Raw genomic sequence first — 12,957 nt, 5'->3', positions numbered from 1 at the left:
TTATTTTAGTTGACTTTTACTTCTGCCCTACTAAATATTGCCGGACTTATTAGCTAAATTGTTTGGGTTTTTGTCCTTGCCCTGCAAGTTCCACCAATTCAGCAATCCGCTTCTGACGCGTTTCTTCTCGCTTGGCGAGTTTTAGCCATAACAATATGCTTTTTTTGACCGACTTGCTCCATCCAAGAAAATAATCCATAGCCTGGAGATTATCCAAAAATGCCATTTCCAAATCGGGCGGCAGCATCAATGCTTCCACATCGTCTAAAATGGTCCACGACCCATTTGCCTTTGCCCTTTCAACCACCTCCAATCCCGCCTGAGTCATTCTTCCCTCTTCTATCAGATTTTGGATCCTTGACTTGTTCAACATGGACCAGATACTGTCCGGCTTTCTTTTAGTAAAATATTGCATCGTCCTTTCGTCGTCAACCGATTTTGCTTTGCTGTCTATCCATCCGAAACAAAGGGCTTCTTCCACTGCTTCGCTGTACAGAATAGTCGGTTTGTCCGACTTTTTTTTGTAGTAAATCAGCCAAACCGATGGCTTGATTTGATGGTTTTGTTGCAACCATTCTCTCCATTCGCCTCGGTTTTTGGGGTAAAAGGTTTCTGTTTCTTTCATAACGCTTTTGGGGATTTGGAGGGAGCGTCAAAGTCAGGTCGGCGTTGTTGCTCAACAGTTTCTTGCTTTTTGCCGTATGGCTGCAAAGTTCGCAAAAACTTAATAGCGCATGAAAGGCATTAGCTGGCTTTTTTAATAAAATGGCAAAAAAACTAAAAAAAGTAAGACAAAAAACACAAAAAAAAAAAAAGTTAATAACTTTGCAATAACTTTGGATTGATTCCAAATCAAAACTATTACTGCCCAAGATTATAATCAAGCAAATACTTCAAATTCAGGTATTACATTAAACAATTTTACAAAATTAAAATCACTTGCGATGAAAAGAATTATTAACTTATTAGCAATCGGATTATTATTTGTTCTTTTTTTAAACTCATGCGGAAAAGACGAAGACTATCTTCCAACATTTAACTTGCGTTTTACCAATACTTCAAGTAATCCTTACCTAATAGAAGTTGACGGAAACAGCAATGTGATTCAGGGAAGTACATACAAGGACTATAAGCTTAAAATAGGCACTTATGCTTGGGAAGTAACACAACAATCGGGGTATATACTTTATCCTACAGTGCTATCTGGCACAGTCAATCTAGACAAGGATAAACAAATAGTATTCCCCTAAAACATAACAAGAATAAAAAACTATGAACCGTTCAATGGTCAATGTGATAGTCGAATGAGGAGGAAGTTGATACATAATATCTTATAGCCTCCAGCGTGAATGTATTGCCCCCCAAAAAATATATAACCGAAAACAAAATCACTTACAATGAAAAAAAACATTTACTTCGTGTCAATAGGAGTATTATTTGCAATTATCACACTAATGACAGTTTCATCTTGCACAAAAGTAAAACAAATAGGAAGAGTTAATATGATTTCGAACAGAAATGTTGACCCTAAACTAGATTATAGTGTTATATCAACATACTCAGGAGGCAGCCAACGAGAACTTAAAAAAACAAGAGCAGTAACATTAGAAGATGCAATAGACCAAACAGTTAGAAAAATTCCGGGAGGTGAGTTTCTAATGAACGCCAGACTTTATGTCGTAAATAAAAAATACTATGCTGTTGAAGGTGATGTTTGGGGTGTTAAGTCAAACATCGCTTATAGAGGTTTTAAGGTTGGAGATAAAGTGATTGTTGATGGCATCATCAATTCAATAGCAACCATAAAGTCGCTTAAGGACGACAAAACCTGTTTCATAGAAAGAATTAATGGGCTGATTGAGGAAGTGCGTTATGACAGAATAAGCAAGGCTGAATAATTAAACTTATTAGTGTTTAATCAAACAATTCACCGTCAGGCAATCAAATAAATAGTGGGATGAAAAGAAAACCAACCGATAGGGTCGGTTGGTAGTAAGATGGGTAGCAATGTTTCAATAAACAATTTTATTTGTGATTGGAATGATAAGCTTGTCCGACTTTTTTTTGTAGTAAATCAGCCAAACCGATGGCTTGATTTGATGGTTTTGTTGCAACCATTCTCTCCATTCGCCTCGGTTTTTGGGGTAAAAGGTTTCTGTATCCATAACGTCAGTGGAGGGTCAATACAAATTAAACTCATTAAATAATCCGATATAAATGCTTGAAAATTTAAGGGAAAGCACCGGTAGATTATGTAACGATCAGCCGCGAAAGTACGAATAAAAAGCAGGCCATTGCATGAAACAGAACTATTAACCGCCACAAACACAGTTGTGTTTTCGCGGCAAAAAAATAAATTTGGATACATTGTCAAGCGAATCTCATTTCTTAATTCCCTTCATTAGCTTAAAAAACTGACCGGTCAGGGGGCAGAGCTTCACCTCTAAATCCGCTGCTACCCCCCAGCACCCTGAAGCTAATCTTGCAGAGGTTTTTCTCCCGAAGATTTTTGCACAGAGAAAAATAATATACTCTGTGGTTCTCTGTGCTGCCTCCGCGAACCTCTGTGATAAAATAATCGCCGGGAATAAAGCACCGGTACTCCGAAACACCCTCAATTCCGGCAAAAGTCGGCACACCAACCAAACCCCTGCAAGATTAACACTGAAGGGAGAGTTAAGACGTTGTTTATTGCAAAGGTGAGTGTGTTTTGAGCGGGGTTGGGGAACAAATTACCATTATTAGCCAATCCCTTTTCAAAAAAATGTGCCGGTCGTCGCCCTTGTTTGCCACTGCATTTTGCCAAACCTCATAGTTTTGGCAAAACTATGAGGTTTTTAAACACCCTGCTTTTCAGGTTTTTTACTTTTCACTTTTAGTTTTTCACTTTTCACTATCTCACCACCGCCACCTTCCCCCGTGCCAAAACAGCCCTGCCGTTTTCAACCACATAAACATACAACCCCGCCGGCAGATGCGCCATATTTTATTTGCTGTCTGTAATTTTATCTGCCGGGGATTTAAACGGACAAATTCGGCGGAGCGTGTTCATAAAGCAGGGCTGTAGTTTACCCGGCAGAGGTTATTTCCTTTTGTCAATGAGTTGTTTGATGGTATAGTGAGAAAGGGCCATAATACTCATCATCGGGTTTACCCCGCTGCTTGCCGGAAAAGCGCTTGCATCTGCTACGTACAAGCCTTTAACGTTGACCATTTCGCCTTCGGGGGTCAGGGGGTGTGTTTTAATATTTCCTCCCATCCGGCAGGTGCCCATCTGATGGGCACTGAACAGTGAAAACTGTCCGCTTTTCCAACCCCATTCGGGCATTTGGTTAAAAAATTTGAGCAGTGCGTTTTCGGTCGTGTTGCCGGTAATATGCCTCAGCCGGTGATGGGGGAAGATAATTTCTTCAGCTCCGGCAGCTAAAAGAATCCTTGCAGATTTTTCTATACCTGCAAGCAGGTGAGTTCGGTCAAAGGGTTGTAAGGCATAGTGATAGCGCGGATACCCCTTGCGGTCAACGGTGACAGAACCTCCGAATTTATCGCGGGTAAGTACAATAATATTTGCTGCATTTGCCATTCTGAGCATATACGCTTTGTGCTGAGCAGCGGATTGCCAAGGAGTGGCCAATGCCATCAGTCCTGTATGTGCGGGCGGTGTTTCGAGACGAACGCCATAGTTTTCATTCATACGGGCATAGTCATCATTCAAAGCTGATATCATAGTGCCCCACCAGGGGTTGACTGCATTAGGGTAAAAACCACTGACAACCACAGTTGGGTGAAGAAACAAATGCCTCCCTAATTCGGGGTGGCTGATTCCGCTTCGCATCAATAAAGCAGGAGTATGTAATGCTCCGGCACATACTACCACGGTCGTTGCTTTGATGACCATGCGTGTTGCCAATCCCATCCCGTTTGTCTGAACAATTTCAACACCGGTAGCCTTCCCTTTTTTGGTAGTGATTTTCTGTGCTGTGGTATTGACCATAATTTTGGCACCTCGGTCATAAGCCCGCTGAATCCATGTTTTGAGTGTTCCTTGCTTATTGCCTGACTGACAACCGAATCCGCAATAGCCACAACTTTGACATTCATCATCTGAACATCCCTTTACATTTCTGGGCACGACTTTGGGCTTATTGCCCACCAACTCCGATCCTCGCCAAAGATACCGGTTTTGGGCATTATGGTTCGACTCGCTTTGGGTGATGTTGGCCTCATTTGAAACCATATTCATACTTTCGCGATAAGCATCTGTCAGCAGGTGTGGCAACAGGTGCTGATCTGACCATTCCTGTAAAATATAATCGGGGGTATTGATGGCAGCAGTCCAGTTAATCGTAGTGCCTCCGCCCAAACAACTGCCGGCAAAAAGAGATACGCCGCCATCTGTGGTAGTCAAAGCACCTTGTTGTTCGTAGGTGCGCTGTATCATCTCCACCTCACGTTGGTTAAAATCGCTTTCATTCAGGTATGCTCCTTTTTCGAGCAAAATGACCTCGAATCCGGCTTCGGCCAACATGCCTGCCGCCAAACCTCCACCGGCCCCGCTGCCAACGACCACCACATCGCAAGACAAGTGCGAAAGTCCGGCAGGGAAATAGGGCTGAATGGGTTTAGCTACCGGTTTGGGAGCACTTAAAGGTCCCGGATATTTAATAAACTTCCAATTGGGGTTGGGTTGCCGGTTGTAGGATATGCCATAGTGAAGGAAAGTTGTTATTTTTCGAAGGGCGCAAAATGCTTTGCGAATTTGGGGGATACGGCTGTTTGACCAACTTTGTAAAGCAGCTTCGCGCTGTTTAAAAGGCATAACCGCTATGCTTTTCAAACCTTTGAAGCAAGTCAATCCAAAAAGAGGGCTTGCAAGAAGAGAAAATAACTGTTTCAACTCCGATTGTTCGGCAGGGGGCAGTGTTGCTGCCAATTCCAATATCCGTTCCGGCACTTCCAGATCTGTGGCCTTCAATTGCCAAAAAAGAGACTCGGCCGGATTGTCTTGTTCTATTGGTGCTACAAACGTATTGCAAACAGCACAGAGTGCCTGAAATTGTCTGGCGTTTATCTGAAGTTTTGGAAGGCTCATAAAGTTGTGGTTGTCTGTATGTCTTGTTTCAAAACGGCGGCAATGAGGGATTAAAATGTCTGAAAGTAAGATGTTCGCTTTCGTTATCCGCAAACATAGCCGATTCTTTTTATTTACCCACCATCTGATTTTTATCTTCTTCGGTCAGTTGCAAATCGGCGGCACATTTGGAAGGAGTAGGACGATGTAACATAAAAGAGAAAAAAACGGCCATAAATAAATAGGCATGTACAATTTTTCCGGTAATGAACAGAGAGATTAAGCAAAACAAGGCCGCCCCTTCCAATATTGCAAGCTTCATAATATTAGCAGTAAAGTAATGGCGCAACTTTTCTTCGAGCGGCGTTTTTGAGGTAATCCGTGAACGCAACAGGTTCATATAAATAAAAGGTGCTCCTAAAATTGCCCCGACAGCTAATATTCCTGCAATTAGCTGAAGCACGGAGTTCATCTCTTCATTGGTCTGTTTTGTTTGGAACAACACTACAAAAGCAACCAATTGAACAACGACCAAGGCGGTAAAAATCAAGCCAAGAGTTCTGAAAAGGTGGCTGGTTTGTTCAGAAAGAGGGGTTTGCATATCAGACAGTGTTTTTAATTGACTAATAAGTATTTAATCAGAAAACATTCAACAAACATTTTAAACAAAGAAGTGGAAATATGTAGTATCCTGACCAAATTGCAGTTCAGACCGAATATCATTGCCCGCTATACTCCACGAAGTTTCGGGGAGTCTCATATAATCGCACCGACAGTTCAAATTCGGGACGAATGCGAAGGCGTAATTTTTGCCAGATCACCACCACTATGTTTTCGGCAGTCGGGTTGAGCGCAGCAAATTCAGGAGTATCGAGGTTGAGATTTTTATGATCAAAAGGCTCTATCACTTCTTCCTCAATAAGGTCCTTCAGCACTTTAATATCCATCACAAAACCCGTTTTAGGGTCAATTAAACCGGTAACTTTTACCTCAACTTCGTAATTGTGTCCGTGATAATTTGGATTATTACACAATCCGAATACTTGTTTGTTCTGCTCGTCAGTCCATTCCGGATTATGAAGCCGGTGTGCTGCATTAAAATGTGCGGTGCGAAATACAGATACTTTCATGCTTAGGGTTATTGTAAAATATATATTCCGTCTAAAAATATCCTTTTTACTTGCGAATGACTATTACATCAACCGGTGTAGCCGGAACATTTGCCTTTCAACAAATGGATAGCGTCTTTGTTTTTATTACTTTTGATGCCGTTTACATACATACTTTAAGCAAAAGTACAAACAATGACCAATTTCAGAACTATTTACGATTTCACTTTAGAAGGAATAGATGGAAAACCAATCACTTTTAAGCATTTTAAAGGAAAAAAGATATTGATTGTCAACACCGCTTCCGAATGTGGATATACTTCTCAATACGCACAACTACAAGAGTTACATTACTTTTTTGGGGACAAATTAGTGATTGTAGGCTGTCCGAGTAATGATTTCGGGAATCAGGAACCCGGATCAAACGAAGAAATAGCTGCTTTTTGCCAAACCAACTTTAAGGTTGAATTTCCTATGTCCAAAAAAATAAAAGTTGCCGGCGAAGGTAAACACCCCTTGTACAAATGGTTATCAACTCAGAACTACCATAAAGAAGTGAGTTGGAATTTTCAAAAATTTTTGTTCAACGAAGAAGGCAAATTAATGGATGTTGTGTCTCCGGCAACCGAGCCATTAAGTGCTGACATGTTAAGTCTGATACAATTACCCTGTTAGCCGATAAAATATACTATCCCATGTTGTTTGAAAACATTACTGGCCAGGATTGGGTTAAAAACCGCCTTCTTCAAAGTGCGAAGCAGGGAAGGGTTAGCCATGCACAGCTTTTTTTAGGCCCTGAAGGAAGTGGTAATTTGGCTTTAGCCATGGCTTATGCGCAATATCTTAATTGCACAAATAAACAGGAAACTGATTCCTGCGGGCGTTGTAACAATTGTTTAATGAACCGGAAAATGGCGCATCCGGATGTGCATTATACCTATCCGACCGTAACCACCGGCAGCAAAGGAAGGAAAAGTGCAGAATACATTGCCGAATGGCGGGAGGCAATTGGACAAAACCCGTACTTGAATGTGTTTGAATGGCTGCAATATATCAAGGCCGAAAACAAACAGGGCAATATTACCGCCGAAGAGTGTGATGAAATTGTCCGCAAACTCAGCCTTACCTCCTATCAGGGATTATATAAGGTGTTGATAATCTGGATGCCCGAATATTTAGGAAAAGAGGGCAACAAACTCCTGAAAATTTTAGAAGAACCGCCACCGGGCACCTTGTTTTTATTAGTAGCCGAAAATATGGACGTACTTCTGAGTACCATTGTTTCCAGAACGCAAATATTGCGCATCCCCCCACTCTATCCGGAAGAAATTAAACGATATCTTCAGGAACACCAAAATACATCTCCTGATATTGCATCACAGATATCGGGATTAGCCAACGGCAATTTGAATGCTGCTTTGCATCTGTTAGAAAATGCCGATGTAAACAACCGCCTGATGATGGTTCATTGGATGGATGTTTGCCTGAACAACAATGTTGCTGATTTCACAAGATTTGCCGATGAAATGTCCGAAAAAGGACGGGAAATTCAAAAAAACTTTATCGGATTTTGTCTGTTGTTTTTCAACCGGTGCCTTCGCTTCAGCATATTTAAAACAGAGATTCAGGAATTTGAAAATCAGGAAAAGACACTATGCCTGAGCATCCTGCCATATCTCAGCCTTAACAAATTTCAAACACTCATCACTTTGTTCGAAAAGGCAGATTACCACATCACCAGAAACGCCAATTCTAAAATTGTGTTTTTTAACCTGTCCTTGCAGCTTGCAGATTTGCGAAAGTGAAAAAAATCGTTGTACAGATAATTTTTACAAGGCAGTAATTTGATCAGCAATGACCTAATCAACGGTTAAAAACACCGGGCAATGATCGGCATGTTTGACATCCATAAAAATATCGGCACTTTGCAGTTCATTTTTCAATGCTTCTGATGCTGCCCAATAATCAATACGCCAGCCTTTGTTTTTTGACCTTGCATTGAACCTGAAACTCCACCAACTATACTGATGTGCTTTGTCGGGGTGAAACACCCTGAATGTATCTATAAAGCCACTTCCGAAAAATTCATCCATCCAGGCGCGTTCTTCAGGTAAAAATCCGGAACTCTTTTTGTTCCCAACTGGGTCGTGAATATCAATAGGCTTATGACAAATGTTGAAATCGCCCCCGATTAACAGTTTGGGTCTGATAGTTTTGACCAAAAGACAGTAAGGTAAAAAATCTGATAAAAACTGCATTTTAAAAGCCTGCCGTTCTTCTCCCGACGAACCCGAAGGGAGGTAAACATTCATCACCGAAAGCCCGTCTTCAAAATCGAGACGCAAGATTCGCCCTTCGCGGTCGTATTGCTCAATTCCACACCCTACTTCTACATGAACCGGAGCTTTTTTGGTCAGCGTAGCTACCCCGCTGTATCCTTTTTTTTCGGCACTGTGCCAATAAGTGTGGTAGCCAAGTGTTTCAAAAACACTCATATCCAATTGGTCAGGCTGTGCTTTGGTTTCCTGTAAACAAACAATATCAAAATTGCTTTGTTTCAGCCATTCCAACAACCCCTTATCCATTGCTGATCTGATGCCGTTAACATTGTAAGAAACAATTTTCATGGTATAGCTTTCTTTTCTGTATATTGAATTTCAACTTTTAAGGGTTAGTTAAGTTGCTAAAAGTTCCGGGAACTGTTATAATTTAAGTTTGTATTTTTGTGGGTTGTGATTAAGTTTCAAGTGACGATTCAAAATTAAAATTTAGGTAACCTCAGCCAAAAACCCATACAAAAATTCACAATTTTAACGTTATAATAACTCCATCATTAAACTTTGGCCTTTAACTTGTATCGTAAAGTTGTTATCGGGGTAAAATTAAACAAACACCACTAATGTGTTTTAAAAACCTGTTTTATTTTTATCCGGTTACTTTGAATGATGTTCAAAACCCTAATTTTGACCTTTCACCACTTTCATGCTATCAAAAACTAAAAACCTGTTGCTGTATCTGCGTTTTCATATCTTTTGCCTGATTTCTTTAGTGTCAATTTCTATTTGTTTATTATATACCTCAGAAATATCGGCACAATCCATTACTATTACCGGCAAAGTATTGGACGATGCAACTATTGAGCCAATACCCTTTGCAAGCGTTTATCTCAAAGGCACTACAACGGGAACAGTAACAGATTTGGATGGCACGTTTACCATTCAGACCCATCTTCCACTTCCCGATAGTATTGGTGTATCTTCGGTTGGTTATCAAAGCGTATTTAAATATCTTGGCCCATCTCCTTCACAAACTTATGTGTTTCGTCTTGTACGGATGGAAATAGTGATGGACGAGTTTACCATCCTTGCCGGCGAAAACCCCGCTGATATTTTGATGCAAAAAGTAATTGCTCAAAAAGAACAGCACAATATTGCCAATCGCGAAAATTACCAATACGAAACCTATAATAAAATTGAAGTTGACCTGACCGACATTAACCCAAAAGTTACAGAACGCAAAGTAATGAAACCCTTTGCTTTCATTTTTGACAATGTCGATTCCCTGTCAGAAGAAAAACCTTTTCTGCCTATTTTTTTAACCGAAACGCTGTCAGATTTTTATTACAGTAAAAATCCGAAATTAACCAAAGAGGTGATCAAAGCCAGCAAAGTGTCAGGCGTAGATAATGAAAGTGTTACCCAGTTTTTGGGAAATATGTATCAGCAAATCAACATTTATGATAACTGGATGCCGGTCATGGGTAAAAATTTTCCAAGCCCTATCAGTGACCAAGCTTTGTTTTATTACAAATTCTCCCTCATAGATAGCACTTTTATTGATAATCAATGGAGCTACCACCTTACTTTTAAAGCGCGCAGGGATTTAAGTACTGTTTTTTCCGGCGATTTATGGGTAAGAGATTCAGCTTATGTTGTTCGGCGGATTAATATGCATCTGGACGGTAAAAAAGTCAATATCAACTTTATTGACAAACTTAACCTGTATCAGGAGTTTAAAGAAACCAATACAGATATTTGGGTTTTGGTCAGAGACAAATTAGTGGTTGACTTTTCTGCCACCAAAAATGGAGCAGGCATTATAGGCCGAAAATCAACCTTCTACAAAAACTTCTTCTTTAACAACCCCCAAATCAACAAAATTCTCGAAAACCGCGAAGATGTAGTAGTAGCGAAGGATGTGTTTAGCAAGCCACCTGAGTTTTGGAATACGGCACGACATGACAGTCTGACTGCAAACGAAAAGTCGGTCTATGCCATGATAGACACACTGAGCAATATGCCGGTTGCCAAAACTTATGTCAATATTATAACCACAATTGTAGGCGGGTACAAAAAGTTAGGACCCATTGAAATTGGTCCGTATTTCAATTTAGTAAGTTCAAACGAAGTTGAGAAATGGCGATTTAGTATTGGAGGTCGAACCAGCAAAGATTTCAGCACCCGGGTTTTATTAAGCGGCTACGGTGCTTATGGACTTAAGGACAAGCGTTTTAAGTACAATGCCGAAGCGTTGGTATTACTCAACCGGAAACCATGGCAAACCTTGAATATAGGATATAAGAACGACCTCAATATTCAAAGCAACAGCACAGAAGAAATTGGACAGGACAACCTGTTAGCCGGGCTTTACCGCCGCCCTGTTCCCCAAAAACTGACCAATATCCGGGCAGCCGAACTAACTTATGCCCGCGATTGGTTTTTGGGTTGGTCAAACAAACTGACCTTGACACATAAAATTTTTCAGCCACAGTTCGATTTCTATTTTATTGACGAACTCAACCCGCTAACTCCGCCAGACAGCACCATTACTACCACCGAAATCAAACTGAATACTCGATTTGCCTATAAGGAAAAATTTGTTTCGGGTAAATTCTTCAGGGTTAGCTTAGGAAGTGATTTCCCCATTGTCAATGTCAATTATACCTTGGGCATTAAAGGCATTTTAAACAGCGAATTTAAATACCACCGTCTCGACCTTAGTGTTTACGATTGGTTTTATGTAGGTCCAATGGGCTATACCTCCTATAATTTTACAGCGGGAAAAATATTTGGCAAACTACCTTTTTTACTGCTGCACAACTTTCCGGGCAATGAAACCTTTTTTTACAATCGTTATGCCTTTAACAGGATGAACGAGTATGAATTTACCGCCGATACTTATGCCTCTTTGCTCATAACTCATCACTTTGAGGGCATTTTTTTTAACAGAATTCCGCTGCTAAAAAAGTTAAAACTGCGAGAACTCATGACCGCCAAAATAGCCGTTGGAAGTATCAGCCAACAAAATCGCAATGCCAATTACGACCCGGACGGACTTTACAAAAACTTTAACGACTTGTTGACCAAATGGGAACTGCCTGATTGGCAAATTCAAACCCCTACTCTGCAAAAACCTTATATTGAAGTGGGTGTTGGCATAGAAAACATACTCAAGGTTTTTAGAGTGGATGCCGTTTGGCGGTTAACCCACACTGATAAGCCCGGCAAAATTGGTATCAGAACCGGGCTGCAATTGGTTTTCTAACCCTGCCCGGCAAGATTATTTATCTGCAAAACTCCTCCTGTTTTTCAAATCAAACTGCTGTATTTGAGGCATTTGCAAATGAACTCAAAAAAAAACTCCGCTATTCCGAAACAGCATACTCGTTCATACTTTCACCATAACCATCGCCAATCTCTTTAAATCCTTTTTCCTGATCAGCAAGCAATTTGAGGATAAGATTAGAAATGTTTGTATCGTGATTATTGAATCTGAATTCCAATTCCTGCAAATACAAAAATGTATATTGAGGTTTTACACCATAAAACTTGGTCAGCTTCTCTTTGGAATAATGGTAAAAGCGATTGGCTAAAGGAGTAAATTTAGCTAAAATTTCAGCATCTGTTTCCCCGCTGTTGTTCACCTTATTTGTAGCGGGAACACTTCCTGAGTTGTTTGGCAATTTATTGGAGGAAGAATCTAACGGCAAGACATAAATCTTTTCGTCTGCATTAACTAAATGAAAAACCAACGACTCTTCAGCATTGTTTTGGTTGGAGTTGAGGCATAAACCCTGATTCTTATGCCATAATATTCTGCAACTGTTGTGAGGCATTATTTTCATTCCTAAACGTCCGAGCCGCTCTGATTCATACGCTGCTATAGCTTCCCTTATCTGACGATAGTATTTGTTAATAGTGTTTCTGTGAAGCTTGAGTTTAAATGAGGTATCAATTGCAGTTAACCCTGCGGCAAAACAATTGACAATACGCCGCACACGCCTTTTACTAAGGTTGTTAGTTTTCATTAGTTAATAGTTGAATTTAATAAGGGTGTCCTATAAAATTCAACACATTAATTAAACCCGGTTGTGCCTTAACTTAACACAATCTTGATTTCTTAAATTTAATGTATTGGTTTTATAGCTGTTTTCGGCCGCAAGATAAATAAAAAACCCAACCACATTTTACATTACCATGACATTTTGAAAAAAAAAACAACTGATAATTTCACATTTGTTTGCACGCATAAGTGTAAACCATTGTCAAGCAATTTTTTGGAGCATTTTTTTACCACATTACATGTGTTTAGCTTGAACTATGCTGTTTAAAAAAACGATTGTTTAATAAAATCGAAAATGTTAATTTAACATGAAAGTTGTACCGTGAAAAACAAATAAATGGAATCAGAAATTTAGTTTTGGAGTTTCGATATAATCATAAGCAGGATTCAAGTTATAAATGCAACTTTGTGTTTAATAGCTTACCTTTATAAGTT

The 12,957-nt window shown here is 40.0% G+C and carries 11 protein-coding genes; 5 read left to right on the top strand and 6 right to left on the bottom strand.

The features are described from left to right. Positions 1-49 precede the first annotated feature (49 nt). A complete protein-coding gene (locus IPM47_09525) occupies positions 50-625 on the bottom strand; it encodes a YdeI/OmpD-associated family protein (protein QQS31133.1) in 576 nt (191 codons plus the stop codon). Between the two features lie 319 nt (positions 626-944). Between IPM47_09525 and IPM47_09520 the strand changes: the two genes are divergently transcribed. Continuing rightward, complete coding sequence (locus IPM47_09520) at positions 945-1,250, top strand: hypothetical protein (protein ID QQS31132.1); 306 nt, start codon at positions 945-947, stop codon at positions 1,248-1,250. A 147-nt stretch (positions 1,251-1,397) separates the two neighbouring features. After that, positions 1,398-1,898, top strand: coding sequence for a hypothetical protein (locus tag IPM47_09515; protein QQS31131.1), 501 nt, complete (start codon positions 1,398-1,400; stop codon positions 1,896-1,898). Between the two features lie 1,184 nt (positions 1,899-3,082). On the opposite strand, the gene IPM47_09510 is transcribed toward IPM47_09515, so the two are convergent. From IPM47_09510 to IPM47_09500, 3 genes are all read right to left on the bottom strand, one after another. Continuing rightward, the gene (locus IPM47_09510) at positions 3,083-5,092 is read right to left on the bottom strand and encodes a GMC family oxidoreductase N-terminal domain-containing protein (protein ID QQS31130.1); all 2,010 of its coding nucleotides are present in this window, start codon (positions 5,090-5,092) and stop codon (positions 3,083-3,085) included. Between the two features lie 109 nt (positions 5,093-5,201). Then, entirely contained in the window at positions 5,202-5,672 is a 471-nt protein-coding gene (locus IPM47_09505; GenBank protein QQS31129.1) for a hypothetical protein, read from the bottom strand. A gap of 118 nt (positions 5,673-5,790) precedes the next feature. Continuing rightward, positions 5,791-6,201 (bottom strand): 6-carboxytetrahydropterin synthase, encoded by a 411-nt coding sequence (locus IPM47_09500; protein ID QQS31128.1) that lies wholly within the window; start codon positions 6,199-6,201, stop codon positions 5,791-5,793. 174 nt (positions 6,202-6,375) lie between these two features. Here IPM47_09500 and IPM47_09495 point away from each other — a divergent pair, with 174 nt between their 5' ends. Continuing rightward, complete coding sequence (locus tag IPM47_09495) at positions 6,376-6,855, top strand: glutathione peroxidase (protein ID QQS31127.1); 480 nt, start codon at positions 6,376-6,378, stop codon at positions 6,853-6,855. A gap of 20 nt (positions 6,856-6,875) precedes the next feature. Continuing rightward, positions 6,876-7,985 carry a hypothetical protein gene (locus IPM47_09490; GenBank protein ID QQS31126.1) on the top strand — a complete coding sequence of 370 codons (1,110 nt, stop codon included), beginning with the start codon at positions 6,876-6,878 and terminating at the stop codon, positions 7,983-7,985. A gap of 54 nt (positions 7,986-8,039) precedes the next feature. Here the strand turns inward: IPM47_09490 and xth are convergent, their stop codons facing one another. Then, entirely contained in the window at positions 8,040-8,807 is a 768-nt protein-coding gene (xth, locus tag IPM47_09485) for an exodeoxyribonuclease III (protein QQS31125.1), read from the bottom strand. Between the two features lie 355 nt (positions 8,808-9,162). On the opposite strand from xth, the gene IPM47_09480 reads away from it, so the two are divergent. Further along, positions 9,163-11,724 (top strand): carboxypeptidase-like regulatory domain-containing protein, encoded by a 2,562-nt coding sequence (locus IPM47_09480; GenBank protein ID QQS31124.1) that lies wholly within the window; start codon positions 9,163-9,165, stop codon positions 11,722-11,724. Between the two features lie 100 nt (positions 11,725-11,824). On the opposite strand, the gene IPM47_09475 is transcribed toward IPM47_09480, so the two are convergent. Further along, the gene (locus IPM47_09475) at positions 11,825-12,487 is read right to left on the bottom strand and encodes a hypothetical protein (protein QQS31123.1); all 663 of its coding nucleotides are present in this window, start codon (positions 12,485-12,487) and stop codon (positions 11,825-11,827) included. Between the last annotated feature and the right edge of the window lie 470 nt (positions 12,488-12,957).

Source organism: Sphingobacteriales bacterium, assembly GCA_016700115.1.
In the GTDB taxonomy this organism is placed as follows: domain Bacteria; phylum Bacteroidota; class Bacteroidia; order Chitinophagales; family UBA2359; genus UBA2359.
Note: the sequence above shows the minus strand (reverse complement) of the source record. Positions and strands in the feature narration are given on the sequence as shown.